The organism is Klebsiella sp. NPDC088457, from assembly GCF_044900465.1.
Classification (GTDB): domain Bacteria; phylum Pseudomonadota; class Gammaproteobacteria; order Enterobacterales; family Enterobacteriaceae; genus Klebsiella.
The window spans coordinates 85,226-101,223 of the sequence record NZ_JBJDNH010000006.1 but is presented as its reverse complement, the minus strand read 5'-3'; the positions used below and the strand labels follow the sequence as shown (position 1 = coordinate 101,223).

At 56.2% G+C, this 15,998-nt stretch carries 15 protein-coding genes; 13 read left to right on the top strand and 2 right to left on the bottom strand.

Features of this window, described 5'->3' with window-relative positions; translation table 11 throughout:
* The first annotated feature begins 103 nt into the window (after positions 1-103).
* The gene (locus tag ACI2JR_RS05850; protein ID WP_462478087.1) at positions 104-1,681 is read left to right on the top strand and encodes a phosphoethanolamine transferase; all 1,578 of its coding nucleotides are present in this window, start codon (positions 104-106) and stop codon (positions 1,679-1,681) included.
* 76 nt (positions 1,682-1,757) lie between these two features.
* Here the strand turns inward: ACI2JR_RS05850 and ompX are convergent, their stop codons facing one another.
* Positions 1,758-2,267 (bottom strand): outer membrane protein OmpX, encoded by a 510-nt coding sequence (gene ompX / locus ACI2JR_RS05845; RefSeq protein WP_132727807.1) that lies wholly within the window; start codon positions 2,265-2,267, stop codon positions 1,758-1,760.
* A 353-nt stretch (positions 2,268-2,620) separates the two neighbouring features.
* On the opposite strand from ompX, the gene rhtA reads away from it, so the two are divergent.
* From rhtA to ybiO, 6 genes are all read left to right on the top strand, one after another.
* Positions 2,621-3,508 carry a threonine/homoserine exporter RhtA gene (rhtA, locus tag ACI2JR_RS05840; RefSeq protein ID WP_132727810.1) on the top strand — a complete coding sequence of 296 codons (888 nt, stop codon included), beginning with the start codon at positions 2,621-2,623 and terminating at the stop codon, positions 3,506-3,508.
* Between the two features lie 242 nt (positions 3,509-3,750).
* Complete coding sequence (gene dps, locus ACI2JR_RS05835) at positions 3,751-4,254, top strand: DNA starvation/stationary phase protection protein Dps (protein WP_132727813.1); 504 nt, start codon at positions 3,751-3,753, stop codon at positions 4,252-4,254.
* Between the two features lie 408 nt (positions 4,255-4,662).
* A complete protein-coding gene (glnH, locus tag ACI2JR_RS05830) occupies positions 4,663-5,409 on the top strand; it encodes a glutamine ABC transporter substrate-binding protein GlnH (protein WP_132727816.1) in 747 nt (248 codons plus the stop codon).
* 149 nt (positions 5,410-5,558) lie between these two features.
* Positions 5,559-6,218 (top strand): glutamine ABC transporter permease GlnP, encoded by a 660-nt coding sequence (gene glnP / locus ACI2JR_RS05825; protein ID WP_032700530.1) that lies wholly within the window; start codon positions 5,559-5,561, stop codon positions 6,216-6,218.
* Entirely contained in the window at positions 6,215-6,937 is a 723-nt protein-coding gene (glnQ, locus tag ACI2JR_RS05820; protein ID WP_132727819.1) for a glutamine ABC transporter ATP-binding protein GlnQ, read from the top strand. The genes glnP and glnQ overlap by 4 nt, the downstream gene beginning before the upstream one ends.
* A 113-nt stretch (positions 6,938-7,050) precedes the next feature.
* Positions 7,051-9,273 (top strand): mechanosensitive channel protein, encoded by a 2,223-nt coding sequence (gene ybiO / locus ACI2JR_RS05815; RefSeq protein ID WP_462478086.1) that lies wholly within the window; start codon positions 7,051-7,053, stop codon positions 9,271-9,273.
* Between the two features lie 55 nt (positions 9,274-9,328).
* Here ybiO and rlmF read toward each other — a convergent pair whose 3' ends face one another.
* Positions 9,329-10,243: a 23S rRNA (adenine(1618)-N(6))-methyltransferase RlmF gene (rlmF, locus tag ACI2JR_RS05810; protein WP_462478085.1), complete on the bottom strand. Its 915-nt coding sequence runs from the start codon at positions 10,241-10,243 to the stop codon at positions 9,329-9,331.
* Between the two features lie 95 nt (positions 10,244-10,338).
* Here rlmF and ACI2JR_RS05805 point away from each other — a divergent pair, with 95 nt between their 5' ends.
* The 6 genes from ACI2JR_RS05805 to ybiJ all read left to right on the top strand — a co-directional run bounded on the left by ACI2JR_RS05805 (position 10,339) and on the right by ybiJ (position 15,564).
* Entirely contained in the window at positions 10,339-10,953 is a 615-nt protein-coding gene (locus ACI2JR_RS05805) for a flavin reductase family protein (protein WP_462478084.1), read from the top strand.
* Between the two features lie 178 nt (positions 10,954-11,131).
* On the top strand, positions 11,132-11,398 hold the full coding sequence (locus ACI2JR_RS05800) for a YdgH/BhsA/McbA-like domain containing protein (protein ID WP_132727831.1): 267 nt from the start codon (positions 11,132-11,134) through the stop codon (positions 11,396-11,398).
* 274 nt (positions 11,399-11,672) lie between these two features.
* On the top strand, positions 11,673-13,958 hold the full coding sequence (locus tag ACI2JR_RS05795) for a catecholate siderophore receptor Fiu (protein WP_132727834.1): 2,286 nt from the start codon (positions 11,673-11,675) through the stop codon (positions 13,956-13,958).
* 46 nt (positions 13,959-14,004) lie between these two features.
* Complete coding sequence (gene ybiX / locus ACI2JR_RS05790) at positions 14,005-14,682, top strand: PKHD-type hydroxylase YbiX (RefSeq protein WP_132727837.1); 678 nt, start codon at positions 14,005-14,007, stop codon at positions 14,680-14,682.
* 69 nt (positions 14,683-14,751) lie between these two features.
* The gene (locus tag ACI2JR_RS05785) at positions 14,752-15,018 is read left to right on the top strand and encodes a DksA/TraR family C4-type zinc finger protein (protein ID WP_132727840.1); all 267 of its coding nucleotides are present in this window, start codon (positions 14,752-14,754) and stop codon (positions 15,016-15,018) included.
* Between the two features lie 285 nt (positions 15,019-15,303).
* Positions 15,304-15,564 carry a DUF1471 family protein YbiJ gene (gene ybiJ, locus ACI2JR_RS05780; RefSeq protein ID WP_132727843.1) on the top strand — a complete coding sequence of 87 codons (261 nt, stop codon included), beginning with the start codon at positions 15,304-15,306 and terminating at the stop codon, positions 15,562-15,564.
* The last annotated feature ends 434 nt before the right edge of the window (positions 15,565-15,998 follow it).

Sequence of the window (15,998 nt, the reverse complement as noted above, 5' to 3'; positions counted from 1 at the left end):
CCTGCCACTACTGCGGCTCGCAGAGACCCTCTTCCGGCACTGTCCAGCAGGTTTTACCCCTTGATGCCAGGGGATGCACATGGCGTCTTTTTGATTATTAACTATGAATGTCACCCTGAAAGAAACGCTGGTCGCCCGTGGATTGGTTCCCAACCCATGGACAGGATTCTATTTTTTACAGTCTCTGCTGATTAACCTCGCCCTTGGCTACGAATTTAGCCTGCTTTATACCGTCGCATTTACCTGCGTGCTACATCTGCTATGGCGCAGTTTCCCGCGGGCGCAAAAGGTGGTGGTGGGCGGTTATTCCCTGCTGGCGGCGCTCTACTATCCGTTTGGCCAGGCGTATGGCGCCCCCAACTTCAACACGCTGCTGGCGCTGCATGCCACCAACGTCGAAGAATCGACGGAGATCCTGACCATCTTCCCCTGGTACAACTACCTGCTGGCGGTCTTCATTTTTGCGCTGGGCGTCATTGCCGTGCGCCGCAAAGCGGAAGAGCACAAGCGCTGGAATAAACTGGAAATAGTCGCCCTGCTGTTCAGCATCGGTATTTTCTTTCTCCAGCCGGTGCAGAACCTGGCCTGGGGCGGGGTCTTCAAAGTGATTGATACCGGCTATCCCGCGCTGCGCTTCGTCAAGGACGTGGTGGTGAATAACAATGAAGTGCTGGATGAACAGGCGCGGATGGCCCAGTTGGCGAATATGAAAGACAGCTGGCACGTGCTGGCGGTCAAGCCGAAGTATCATCTGTATGTTGTGGTGATCGGCGAAAGCGCGCGCCGCGATGCTCTCGGCGCCTTTGGCGGCCACTGGGACAACACCCCGTTTACCAGCTCGGTCAACGGCTATCTGTTCAATGACTACATTGCCGCCAGCGGCTCAACGCAAAAATCCCTCGGCTTAACGCTTAACCGGGTAGTAGACGGCAAGCCGCAGTATCAGGATAACTTTGTCACTCTGGCCAACCGCGCGGGCTTTCAGACGTGGTGGTTCTCGAATCAGGGGCAGATTGGCGAATACGATACGGCGATCGCCAGTATTGCCAGGCGCGCGGATGAGGTGCAGTTCCTCAAAAATGGCGACTTTGAAGCGAACAAAAATACCCAGGATGAGCAGTTGTTAAAGCTGACAGAGCAGGTACTTTCGGTTCAGCGGACCCAGCCGCAGCTGATCGTCCTGCATTTGATGGGCTCTCACCCGCAGGCCTGTGACCGCACCAAAGGAAAATATACCGTCTTTGTGCAATCGAAAGAGACCTCCTGCTACCTCTACAGCATGACGCAAACCGATGGTCTGTTGGGGCAGCTCTACCGTCAGTTACAAAACTCCGGCGATAGCTTCTCGATGACCTATTTTTCCGATCACGGGCTGGCCTTTAAAGAGCGCGGCAAAGCGGTTCAGTACCTGGCGCACGACGATAAGTTTCAGCAGAATTTCCAGGTTCCGTTTATGGTGCTGTCCAGCGACGATAAAGCGCATAAGATCATTAAAGCCCGTCGCTCCGCCAACGACTTCCTGGGGTTCTTCTCCCAGTGGACCGGAATCAGCGCCGCAGAAATTACGCCGCGCTATCGTTTTATCTCGGAGCAAAAAGCCGGGCCAGTCTATATCACTAACTTCCAGCTGCAGAAGGTGGACTATACCCATCTGGGTAGCGATCTCTTCACCCCCAGCTAGCGGCGGCGAATCGTCGCTCGCTGCAGGCAAAAAAAATCCGCCCCAATGAGGCGGATTTTTTATATCACCGGAGTGATTAGAAGCTGTAACCTACGCCAGCAATCCAGGTGCCGACGTCAACGTTACGAATACGAGACTGCTCGTAGGAGAAGTCCAGGGCAACGTTTTCGATCGGGTTGAACTGCATACCCGCGCCGTAGGAGAAACCGTAGTCGCTCATGTCGTGCTTGTTCGGGTAGCTGTTGTCCTGGAATTTACCGTGACCAACACCCACTACGCCGTAGATGCTTGCCCAGTCGTTCAGACGGTAAGCCGGGCCCGCGGTGATGCCGTAGTACTGACCTTTCTGGTAAACGCCGGCTTCGGTACGGTCTTTTTCAGTGTAAGTGAAGGAGCCGATAACACCCAGTGGGCTATTGTCTTGCTCGTAACGATACTTCAGGTTGAAACCGCCTGCTTTGTTGGCTTCACCCTGCATGTCGCTCTGCGCGTAACCACCGGTAACGGTAGAAGTTGCAGCGAAAGCGGTACCTACGGATGCAGCCAGAACAACGGCCAGTGCTGAAAAACGTGCAATTTTATTCATAACCACCTCAAATGTGTTTCTAATAAGTCCTAAGTCTTAAATATATCAAAAACTTTGGGGAAACTCTTTTCACTTTACACTGTCTAACATAGCTTTTCATGTAACCAAAAGTTTCCACAATTCTATAACAAACTGGAAAACAACCGTTTTTAGCGAATATCCTCTTATTAAGGCCCATAACCCGCCGGACGTGCATCCAGATAATTCCTAATCCACAGAGAGGTTTATCTTCGCATCTCGCCGCATTGTACGCTTCCTGTCCGCGTTTTTTTCAACAATAGATAAACCGTAGCTGGGTTATTCATTTACACTGGAACCTTTACCGCGTTTGACAAATTCTGACAGGAGAAAGGATGCCCGGCTCGTCCCGTAAAGTTCCGGCATGGCTGCCGATACTGGTTATTTTAATCGCGATGGTGTCTATCCAGAGCGGCGCATCGCTGGCGAAATCGCTGTTCCCGTTAGTCGGCGCTCCTGGCGTGACCGCCCTACGCCTGGCATTGGGTACCTTAATTCTGGCGATCGTCTTCAAGCCCTGGCGACTGCGCTTCACCGCAGCGCAGCGTGTGCCGCTGCTCTTTTACGGCCTGGCGCTGGGGGCGATGAACTATCTCTTTTACTTATCTATCCAACGCATCCCGCTTGGCATCGCGGTGGCGCTGGAATTTACCGGGCCGCTGGCGGTAGCGCTGTTTGGTGCCAGACGTCCGCCCGACTTTGTCTGGGTGATCCTCGCGGTGCTGGGGCTGTGGTTCCTGCTGCCGCTGGGGCAAGATGTCTCACAGGTCGATCTGCCCGGCGCGCTGCTGGCGCTCGGCGCCGGAGCCTGCTGGGCGGTCTATATCCTGACCGGACAGCGCGCCGGGGAGGAGCACGGCCCGGCAACGGTGGCCATGGGGTCGCTTATCGCGGCGGCGATCTTTGTTCCGCTGGGGATGTTGCAGGCCACCGATACGCTGTTCCAGTGGTCGCTTCTGCCGCTGGGTGTGGCTATCGCCGTGCTCTCCACCGCGCTGCCTTATTCACTGGAAATGATCGCCCTCACCCGTATGCCAAGCAAAACGTTCGGTACCCTGATGAGTCTGGAGCCCGCGCTGGCTGCGCTATCCGGGATGGTGTTCCTTGGCGAGACGTTGACCTTAACGCAAACCCTGGCGCTCGGGGCGATTATCCTGGCCTCGATGGGGTCGACGCTGACGATGCAGCGAGAAAGTAAAATCGAAAAAGTGGATATCCGCTAAATCCTCCCCTCCGTTCTGCACGGCCACCGGGTGTCGTGCAGAACCGCCACCGACTAATCTTTTGATTTCACGAATTTTTCAAAATAGCTAACCCACCTGCGCTATCAAACCGATAGAGACTACCACCACCCCCCTTTTCCTATCCGTTGCTATACTTAATGCCATTAGTTACCGGGGACAAGCGCTCCATCTGATTCAAATTTGATGTATGACGAGTATAAATATCAAGAGGATATGAAACTATGAGTACCGCAAAACTGGTTAAAACGAAAGCGTCCGATCTGCTCTATACCCGCAACGATGTCGCAGACAATGAGAAAAAGGCTACCGTCGAGCTGCTGAATCGCCAGGTAATTCAGTTCATCGACCTGTCGTTGATCACCAAGCAGGCTCACTGGAATATGCGCGGGGCCAATTTTATCGCCGTCCATGAAATGCTCGATGGTTTCCGTACGGCGCTTACCGATCATCTCGACACCATGGCAGAACGTGCCGTACAGCTGGGCGGCGTCGCCCTCGGCACCACCCAGGTGATTAACAGCAAAACGCCGCTGAAAAGCTACCCGCTGGATATTCACAACGTGCAGGACCACCTGAAAGAGCTGGCCGATCGTTACGCGATTGTCGCCAATGACGTACGTAAAGCGATCGACGAAGCAAAAGACGAGGATACTGCGGATATCTTTACCGCCGCCTCCCGCGACCTGGATAAATTCCTGTGGTTCATCGAAGCCAATATTGCCTGATCGTCCTGTATCGCCGTCAGCCTGGCTGGCGGCCTTTCTTTTTTCAGATGATCCTCACCTTTGCCCTCCATTTTTTCTTCGCTCGCCGAAACGCACTATTTCAGTGCACACCAATGTACGAAATACGTACTAAAGTAAATCAATTGTAATAATCACCTCACACAATCGTTACAGCGAGATTGTTTTACCATCGGTGTTTGCGTTAAAAATGTGCTGGTTATACGGCGCGTTTATGGCGCACCAAAATGACGCCCCATTGCGGTGCATTTACCGTTCTCTATAACCGAAACCGTGCAACAGGACCGACTTCGTTTGTTATAAAACAATAAGTTGTAAAACTGGCACGATTTTTTCATATGGTTAGTCGTTCTCGCAGGGGATCGTCCCGTGGATAAAAAAGGAAATGCTATGAAGTCTGTATTTAAAGTTTCACTGGCTGCACTGACCCTGGCTTTTGCGGTTTCTTCCCAGGCCGCTGAAAAACAACTGATTGTGGCGACTGATACGGCGTTTGTGCCGTTTGAATTTAAACAAGGCGATAAGTACGTCGGCTTCGATGTTGACCTGTGGGCCGCCATCGCCAAAGAGCTGAAACTGGACTACACCCTGAAGCCGATGGATTTCAGCGGTATCATCCCGGCGCTGCAAACCAAGAACATCGACCTCGCGCTGGCGGGTATTACCATTACTGAAGAACGCAAGAAAGCGATCGACTTCTCCGATGGCTACTATAAGAGCGGTCTGCTGGTGATGGTGAAAGCCAATAACAACGACATCAAAGACGTGAAGGATCTGAACGGTAAAGTCGTCGCCGTTAAAGGCGGCACCGGCTCCGTTGACTACGCAAAAGCGAACATCAAAACCAAGGATCTGCGCCAGTTCCCGAATATCGATAACGCCTATATGGAGCTGGGTACCGGCCGCGCCGATGCGGTTCTGCATGACACCCCGAACATCCTCTACTTCATCAAAACTGCCGGCAACGGTCAGTTCAAAGCGGTAGGTGAGTCGCTGGAAGCGCAAAACTACGGTATCGCTTTCCCGAAAGGCAGCGACGAGCTGCGCGAGAAAGTGAACGGCGCGTTGAAGACGCTGCATGAAAACGGCACCTACAACGAAATTTATAAAAAATGGTTCGGTACTGAACCGAAATAATAATCGGCGTCGCTCGTTTACAGGCCTGCTGTGGTCTGGTCTCCCGGACAAGGCCGTTGCCTCGCTCCGGGAATCACCTCACCGCAGGCCTGAGTCATTTTTTCGCAGAGGTTGTCCTCTGTTTTTCGACACGGTAACAGGAACGAATTATGCAGTTTGACTGGAGTGCCATCTGGCCCGCCATTCCGATTTTGCTGGAAGGCGCCAAAATGACGCTGTGGATTTCCGTCCTCGGCCTGGCTGGCGGCCTGATTATCGGCCTCGTCGCCGGTTTCGCCCGCTGCTTTGGCGGCTGGATCGCCAACCACATCGCGTTAGTGTTCATTGAGATCATTCGCGGCACCCCGATCGTGGTGCAGGTCATGTTTATCTACTTCGCCCTGCCAATGGCGTTTAATGATTTGCGCATCGACCCGTTTTCCGCGGCCGTGGTCACCATCATGATTAACTCCGGCGCCTATATCGCGGAAATTACCCGCGGCGCGGTGCTCTCTATCCATAAAGGCTTCCGCGAAGCCGGTCTGGCCCTTGGTCTCTCCCGACGCGAGACCATTCGTCACGTGATCCTGCCGCTGGCGCTGCGTCGTATGCTGCCGCCGCTGGGCAACCAATGGATCATCAGCATCAAAGATACCTCGCTCTTTATCGTCATCGGCGTCGCCGAACTGACCCGCCAGGGCCAGGAGATTATTGCCGGTAACTTCCGCGCGCTGGAAATCTGGAGCGCCGTTGCCGTGATTTATCTGATCATCACCCTGGTGTTGAGCTTCATTCTGCGTCGTCTTGAAAGAAGGATGAAAATCCTGTGATTGAATTTAAAAACGTTTCCAAGCACTTTGGCCCAACCAAGGTGCTGCATGATATCGATCTGAAGATCAACCAGGGCGAAGTGGTGGTGATCATCGGGCCGTCCGGCTCCGGAAAATCAACTCTGCTGCGCTGCATCAACAAACTGGAAGAGATCACCAGCGGCGAGCTGATTGTCGATGGCCTGAAGGTCAATGACCCGAAGGTCGACGAGCGCCTGATCCGCCAGGAAGCCGGGATGGTGTTCCAGCAGTTTTATCTCTTCCCGCACCTGACGGCGCTGGAGAATGTCATGTTCGGGCCGCTGCGCGTACGCGGCGCGAAAAAAGAGGCGGCAGAGAAACTGGCGCAAGATCTGCTGGAGAAAGTGGGTCTGGCGGAACGCGCCCACCACTATCCTTCTGAACTGTCCGGCGGCCAGCAGCAGCGCGTGGCGATCGCCCGTGCGCTGGCGGTGAAACCTAAAATGATGCTGTTTGATGAGCCCACCTCGGCGCTGGACCCGGAACTGCGTCACGAAGTGCTGAAGGTTATGCAGGATCTGGCGGAAGAAGGCATGACGATGGTCATCGTCACCCACGAAATCGGCTTTGCCGAGAAGGTGGCTTCCCGGCTGATCTTCATTGATAAAGGGCGCATTGCGGAAGATGGTAACCCGCAGGAGCTGGTCAGGAACCCACCGAGCCCGCGTCTGCGCGAATTCCTCCAGCACGTAGCCTGACCGTCAACAACGGCTCCCCCAACGCGGGGGGCCGCTTTCCAGACTCATCTCACCGCCCCCCTCCGCCCATCAACTTCTATACTTAATGGTTTTGGAATGAGAGGGAGGCGCCTGTGCCGTGGATCCTGTTACTGCTTGCAACGCTGTTTACCGCCCCGCTGTCGGCAGCCGCGCTACCCGGCGCCCCGACCGCCACCGCCGATCGCTCCGCCAGCAGTGAACCCGATCTTGCGAAGAAGAAAGCCGCCTATGCCGCGCTGGCCGACGTACTGGATAACGATGCCGCACGCCAGGAGCTGATCGACCAGCTGCGCACCGCCGCCGCCACGCCGCCGCCGGCCAGCGCGCCGAAACTGACGCCGCCGGAAGAGAAAGATGAACGTACGGTGCTGGAAAATGTCACCCAAATCAGCCGCGAGTACGGCGAACGCTTCGCCTCGCGTTTCTCCCAGCTGTGGCGCAATATCACCGCTTCGGCGCATAAACCCTTTCATGCCGATACCTTTCGCAACGCCGCGGGCCACTTCCTGCTGCTGGCCGCGCTGGTCTTCGCCTTCTGGTGGTTAGTGCGCCTGGCCGCCCTGCCGCTGTATCGCAAAATGGGCCAATGGGGACGACGGAAAAACCACGATCGCGGCAACTGGCTGCAGCTGCCGGCCACCATCGCCGGCGCGTTTATTTTCGACCTGCTCCTGCTGGCGCTCACGCTGTTTATCGGCCAGATGCTCAGCGACCGGTTTAACGGCGGCAGCCGCACCATCGCCTTTCAGCAAAGCCTGTTCCTCAACGCCTTCGCCCTGATTGAGTTCTTTAAAGCCATTCTGCGCCTGATTTTTTGCCCGCGGGTGGCGGAGCTGCGCCCCTTTAACCTCAGCGATGAGGGCGCCAGATACTGGAACCTCCGTCTCAGCGCGTTGAGCAGCCTGATTGGCTACGGTCTTATCGTGGCGGTACCGATTATCTCCAACCAGGTCAATGTGCAGGTTGGCGCGCTGGCCAACGTGATAATCATGCTCTGTATCACCCTGTGGGCGTTGTATCTGATCTTCCATAATAAGAAACTGATTACCGAGGAGCTGCTCCATCTGGCGGATCGCTCGCTGGCCTTCTTCAGCCTGTTTATCCGCGCCTTCGCGCTGATCTGGCACTGGCTGGCCTGCGCCTATTTTATCGTGCTGTTTTTCTTTTCCCTCTTCGATCCCGGCAACAGCCTGAAGTTTATGATGGGGGCCACGGTACGCAGTCTGGCGATTATCGGCGCCGCCGCGCTGGTCTCCGGCATTCTATCGCGCTGGATAGCCAAAACCATCACCCTGTCGCCGCACACCCAGCGTAACTACCCGGAGCTGCAAAAACGGCTGAACGGCTGGATCTCGGCCTCGCTCAAGGTGGCGCGTATTCTGGTGGTTGCCGTGGCGATCATGCTGTTGCTCAGCGCGTGGGGGCTGTTTGATTTCTGGAACTGGATGCAAAACGGCGCCGGACAAAAAGCGGTGGATGTGCTGATCCGCATCGCGCTGATCCTGTTCTTTTCCGCCATCGGCTGGACGCTGCTCGCCAGCCTGATTGAAAACCGCCTCGCCTCCGACATCCACGGCCGTCCGCTGCCGGGCGCCCGCGCACGCACGCTGCTGACCCTATTCCGCAACGCGCTGGCGGTAATCATCAGCACCATCACCGCGATGATCCTGCTCTCCGAAGTGGGGGTGAATATCGCGCCGCTGCTGGCTGGCGCCGGCGCGCTGGGGCTGGCTATTTCGTTCGGCGCCCAGACGCTGGTGAAGGATATTATCACCGGGATTTTTATCCAGTTTGAGAACGGGATGAATACCGGCGATCTGGTCACCATCGGGCCGTTAACCGGGACGGTGGAACGGATGTCGATCCGTTCGGTCGGCGTGCGCCAGGATACCGGCGCGTACCATATTATCCCGTGGTCTTCGATCACCACCTTCGCCAACTTCGTGCGCGGCATCGGTTCGGTGGTCGCCAACTACGATGTCGACAGACATGAAAATCTGGAAAAAGCCGGGCAGGCCTTGAAAGATGCGGTTGCCGCGGTGATGGCCCAGGAGGAGATTCGTGGGCTGGTGATTGGCGAACCGTCATTTGCCGGGCTGGTCGGCCTCAGCAATACGGCGTTTACCCTGCGGGTGACCTTTACCACCCTGCCGCTGAAGCAGTGGACGGTCCGTTTCGCCCTCGACACCCAGGTGAAAAAACACTTCGACCTCGCCGGGGTACGGGCGCCGGTACAAACTTACCAGGTCCTCCCGGCACCGGCATCGACAGCCTCCCCCGAGGCGCCTCCGGCGCCATCAGAACCGACGCTCTAGCGTGAGGCCCGGGCGGCACAGACCGCCCGGCCGTCGTCACTGCGCCGGCTCACGGCTACAGCGGGCGGCGACGTTTCGCTTCGTCCATAAAGGTCCAGGCAATGAAACGGCTCTGCTTCTGCCCCTGAGCCATCTCTTTTTTCACCACCTTCACTGCGCCAACGTCGGTCAGGGTACGATACAGCGGCGGCAGATTATCGCCGCGGGAGACCAGCGAGGTGAACCATTTCACCTGACGACCAAACTGCTGGATTTCGCGAATCATCCGGGTGATAAACGCGACCTCGCCGCCTTCACACCACAGCTCCTGCTGCTGGCCGCCGAAGTTCATCACGCTGTCTGCCCCAAGCCCCAGGTTACGGCGCTTGCGCTCGCCGTCCGCCTGCGCGCTGGCCGCCGAGTCATGGAACGGCGGGTTGCATAGCGTGGCGTCGTAGCACTCGTTTTTATGTATCACGCCGCTAAAGATAGCCCCGCTCTCTTTCTGGCGACGCAGGCGAATCTGACGGCTCAGCCCCGGGTTGCCGCTGATAATCGCCTGGGCGCTGGCGAGCGCTTCCGGGTTAATCTCACTGCCGGTAAAACGCCAGCCGTACTCATGCGCGCCAATCAGCGGATAAATTAAGTTTGCCCCGGTGCCAATATCGAGGATGGTGGCATTGTCGGGAATCGTCCCGGTATCCAGCGCCAGCAGATCGGCCAGATGGTGGATATAATCCGCCCTTCCCGGTACCGGGGGGCATAAAAAGCCGTCCGGAATATCCCAGTGTTTTACCGCGTAAAAGTGCGCCAGCAGCGCCTTATTCAGCGCCTTCACCGCCAGCGGGTTAGCAAAGTCGATGGTCTGTTCGCCCAGCGGATTCAGGGTGATAAAGCCCTCCAGCTCCGGATGAGCCTGGCATAGCGCGGGCAAATCATAACGTTGATGATGACGGTTACGCGGGTGTAACCCCGGTTTCTGGGCTTTCATGGCAATCTCCTTTGAACAGCCGCGTAAGATACCCGTTGACGGCGGCGCGGTAAATAAGGGAGTCTGGATATCTCCTATTCGGTTACGGGTGTTCTATGTATTTCTATCAACCTTCACAAGGACATGGCCTGCCGCACGACCCGCTTAACGCAATCATCGGGCCGCGCCCGATCGGCTGGATCGCGTCTCTGGACACGGCGGGACAGCGCAATCTGGCTCCCTACAGTTTTTTCAACTGCTTTAACTATCGGCCACCCATTATCGGTTTTGCCAGCAGCGGATGGAAAGACAGTGTACAGAATATTGTCGAAACCAAAGAATTTGTCTGGAATCTGGCGACCCGCCCGCTGGCTGAAGCAATGAACGAGACCTCCGCCAGTATCCCGCGTCACGAAGATGAGTTTGTCCGCGCCGGGCTGACCCCCGCAGACAGTCGCCTCGTCGCCGCGCCTCGGGTAGCGGAGAGTCCGGTGAACTTCGAGTGCCGGTTATCCCAATGCATTCGCCTGACCACCGCCGATGGCGCCCCCGTCGACAGTTGGCTGGTGCTGGGGGAAGTGGTGGCGGTCCATATCGACGAATCGCTGCTGGAGAATGGCGTGTATCAGACCGCGAAGGCCCAGCCGATTCTCCGTGCCGGCGGCCCGAGCGCCTATTACGCGATTGATGAAAGTCTGCGTTTTGACCTGATCCGCCCGGACGCGCGCTAACCCCGCCTGACCGCGCCCCCTTCTGCCCGGCCTGCTGCGCAAACGGCCGGCCGGGCAGCAGATTATCGCGCCGTTCATGCAAAAAAGTCGTTGTTTGCCTTCAGTTTTTTATCCTGTCTATCCTGCGGCAAAGGCCTAAACTTAGAGTATGTCCCATGCGGTTAATGAGGATATGCTCATGAGAAGAAATGTGCTGGTACTCATCACCATCGCGCTCGCCGCCAGCTCGTTTATGGCCCCGGCCGAGATACTCCCTTCCCCCACGATTCCCGAAAGCGGTCCGTTGCGCCCGGTCGGTACCGTCTCGGCCTCTGGCGCCAGCAATCTGGATGATTTGCAGGCAAAACTGGCGCAAAAAGCGCATGAACAAGGGGCGATCGCCTGGCGTATCAACTCCGCCAACAGCGCCAATAAAATGTCCGGGACCGCCATTATCTATAAATAAGCCGCGGCTAAACGGGTCGGTGACCATCGGGCTTCCGACCCTCATGGTGAGCCAGCCGCCCGCCGTTTATGTAGAAAAAATGTAATGCACGTAAAGAAATGTATTTATTTTTTTATCAATGAGTGATAGAAATTTGCCGTTATTTGATAATGGTTATCAAAATCATTATCAAACGCATTGTTATTTTAACAAATCACCTGCAGTGGTCGGGACCCGGCATCGCTGGGCCTGCGGCCGTAATGGCTTAAATTAAAACTATAAGTTGCTTATTGAAATGGACAAAAAACAGAATTTACCTTTCAGCAGTTTTAGCTCGCTGACGATCTTTACCGGTCTGTGTCTGAGCCTGTCGCCGACAGGACAGGTGCTGGCCGCAGACAGCAGTGAAAAAAATAGCGGTGAAACGCTGGTGGTGGAAGCGCAGGCTCCCTCTCTGTATGCCCCCACGCAATCCGCCGACCCTAAATTCTCCCGCCCGCTCGCGGATACCACGCGTACAGTAACGGTCGTCTCCGATCAGGTGATGAAAGATCAGGGCGTGACCAACCTGACCGATGCGCTAAAAAACGTCCCTGGCGTCGGGGCCTTCTATGCAGGTGAAAACGGTAGCTCATCGACCGGCGATTCCATTTATATGCGTGGGGCCGATACGTCTAACAGCATCTATGTCGACGGTGTCCGCGATATCGGCAGCGTGACCCGCGATACCTTTAACACTGAACAGGTGGAAGTGATTAAAGGCCCGTCGGGGTCTGACTACGGCCGTAGCGCCCCTACCGGCTCAATCAATATGATCAGCAAGCAGCCGCGCCTGGACTCCGGTATCGATGCCTCCGTCAGCGCCGGCAGCGCCTGGTTGCGCCGCGGCACGCTCGATATCAATGAGGCCATCGGCGAAACCAGCGCCGTGCGTCTGAACCTGATGGGTGAGAAAACCCACGATGCCGGCCGCGATAACGTCAAAAATGAACGTTACGGCGTCGCGCCATCGGCGGCGTTTGGTCTCGGCACGGAGAATCGTCTGTACCTGAACTATCTGCACGTGACCCAGCACAACACGCCAGATGGCGGTATCCCAACCATCGGTCTGCCGGGATACTCGGCCCCTACGGCAGGCACGGCGGCGCTCAATCACTCCGGCAAAGTCGCCACCAGCAACTTCTACGGTACCAATTCCGATTACGACGACTCCACCACCGATACGGTGACCATGCGTTTTGAGCATGACCTGAGTGATAATACCACCATCCGCAACACCACCCGCTGGTCGCGCGTGAAGCAGGATTATCTGTTGACGGCGGTGATGGGCGGCGCGACTAACATCACGCAAAGTGGCCCGGATGTTGGAGACTGGACCTGGTCGCGCCTGGCGAACACCAAAGACGTCAGCAATAAAATTCTGACCAACCAGACCAACCTGACCTCGAAGTTCTACACCGGCTCGATCGGGCACGACATCAGCGCTGGCTTCGAGCTGACCCGGGAAACCCAGACCAACTACGGCGTTTATCCCATCACGCCTCCGGCGGTCAATATTTACCACCCCAATAGCGATATCTCTATTGGCGGGCTGAACCGCAGCGGCGCCAATGCCAACGGGCGGACGGACACCTTCGGCGTATATGCTTTCGATACCCTGCAGATTACCCGTGATTTCGAGCTTAACGGCGGCATTCGTCTGGATAACTACCAGACTAAATACGACAGCGCGAGCCTGTGCGGCGGCACCGGCCGCGGCGCGGTTGCCTGCCCGGCCGGCGTCGCGGTGAACTCGCCGGTCACCACGGTAGATACCTCAACGAGCGGCAATCTGGTGAACTGGAAAGCCGGCGCGCTGTACCACCTGACCGATAACGGCAACGTTTACGTTAACTACGCGATCTCGCAGCAGCCCCCGGGCGGCAACAACTTCGCCCTGGCTCAGAGCGGTACCGGGAATAGCGCCAACCGTACCGATTTCAAACCGCAGAAAGCGAAGACCAGCGAAGTCGGCACCAAGTGGGAGCTGATGGATAAGCGTCTGCTGCTGACGGCGGCGGTTTTCCGTACCGATATTGAGAACGAAGTCGAGCAAAACGACGACGGCACCTATTCGCAGTACGGTAAAAAACGCGTCGAAGGTTATGAGCTGTCGCTGGCCGGTAATATCACGCCGGACTGGCAGGTCATCGGCGGATACACCCAGCAGCACGCCAGCATCCGTGAAGGCGCCAACATCTCCCAGGATGGCACCAGCGCGCTGCCGTACACGCCGGAGCACGCCTTTACCCTCTGGAGCCAGTACCAGGCAACCGATGCGATCGCCCTTGGCGCAGGCGCTCGTTACATCGGCAGCATGCATCGCGGCAGCGACGGCGCCGTCGGTACGCCGTCCTACACCGAAGGCTACTGGGTGGCCGACGCTAAAGTGGGCTATCGTATCAACCGAAACGTCGATCTGCAGCTGAACGTCTATAACCTGTTCGATACCAATTATGTCGCCTCAATCAACAAGAGCGGCTACCGTTATCACCCAGGCGAACCGCGGACCTTCCTGCTGACCGCCAACGTCCATTTCTAATCCACACACGGGGCGGCAACGCCCCGTTTTCTCAGGAGACACCACGATGATGTACCATATTCCCGCCGTTCTCAGCCCGCAGGAAGTTGATGATTTTCGCGCGCAGCTGCAGCAGGCCGAATGGGTTGACGGGCGAGCTACCACCGGCGATCAGGGCGCGCAGGTGAAAAAAAACCAGCAGGTCGACACCCGCACGCCTCTGTACGCTGAACTGCAGAATAAGGTCCTCGCCGCGCTCAACCGCAGCTCGCTATTCTTCGCCGCCGCGTTGCCTAAAACCCTCTCCAGCCCGCTGTTTAACCGCTATCAGCAGAGTGAAACCTACGGTTTTCACGTTGACGGCGCGGTCCGTAGTCAGGCCCAGGGCGGCTGGATGCGTACCGACCTTTCCGCCACCCTGTTCCTCAGCGCGCCGGAGAGCTATGAAGGCGGAGAGCTGGTGGTGAACGACACCTACGGTCAGCATGCGGTCAAACTCCCGGCGGGCGACCTGGTACTCTACCCCTCAAGCAGTCTGCACTGCGTGACGCCAGTCACCGGCGGCGTGCGGGTGGCCTCTTTCCTCTGGATCCAGTCAATGGTCCGGGACGACAAGCGCCGCGGTATGCTGTTTGAGCTGGATCGTAATATTCAAACCCTGAAGAGCCGCCACGGCGAAAGTGATGAGGTGCTATCGCTGCTGAATCTGTACCATAACCTGCTGCGGGACTGGTCGGAAATCTGATCCCTTGCCTGACCCTTTTTTGCCCCCATCTTCTCTATACTGACAGTAACAACAGTGAGGAGGTGCATCATGGCATCAGGTTGGGCAAATGATGGCGCAGTTCAGGATCAGATCGACAGCACCATTGACGATGCGGTCGCGCGGGCGAGAAACGCCCTTCCCAGCGGGGAGAGCAACAAATTTTGTGATGAATGCGGAGAGCCGATTCCCGAGGCCCGGCGCAAGGCGATTCCTGGGGTCAGATTCTGCGTGAAGTGCCAGCAGGATAAAGATTTACATAACAATACATTTTCAGGATATAATCGCCGCGGATCCAAGGATAGCCAGCTACGCTGACCTTCATTTACCGTTCATTACCACAGCATGGATTATCTTTTCGCGCACGTTTTCCGGCGAAAAAAGTGGCAAAATGTGCCCTGAAAAGTTTCTGCCCCTCTCTACCGTCCCGCGGGGACACGAACAGAAAAATAATTTATTAATATTCAATAAATTAATAGTCATTCAAAAAATTCGATAAAGACTGTTAATTTCCTTCGATTTTATATCTCGCGAACAAACGTGATACTTATCACATCGACGGAACATCGTCCTCTTAACAAAATAACCTGCGAGAGATTAATCATGAAAACCATTAAATATGCTGCCGCTGCTATTGCCCTATCTGCTCTGTCCTTTGGTGCTTTCGCCGCTCAACCGGTCACTCCATCTCAGGCTGAAAGCATGAATAAAATCGGCGTTGTGTCTGCGGAAGGCGCAACGACGCTGGATGGCCTGGAAGCCAAACTGGCGGCGAAAGCGAATGCCGCGGGCGCCACCGGTTACAGCATCACCTCCGCTAACACCAATAACAAAGTTAGCGGTACCGCGGTTATCTACAAATAATCGCTGCTCCACCTGTATTAACCCTGAAAAACCCTTTAATACCTTTGTTTTGCCCGTCCGTGCCACCGGACGGGCTTTTTTTTATGCGCCGCATTCGGCGATGGGTTTCTTGTTGGAGGCGGTGTGGGCGAAGGTAAATGAGTCAGGTGCAGCGGATAATTCCGTTCACGGCGGCTGTGGCATGCGTTGATATTGTCCGCCGCCGATCACCCGCCGCCGATCAATGGCATGGAGACGTGTACTGGCCGCCGGGAACCTCAGGCGATCGGCCCCTTGCCACACCGCCGCCATTTTTATGCTGCACGCTTTTCAGCGGCAGCCATAAAAACCGGCCACCCGGCGCGGCGGCAAAAAATGCTTTTGCTCGCGCCGTCTTGTACCTGCGACACGCCACGCTAACCGCTGATGAAGCTTTTTAGCGGTTTTTTATCGCC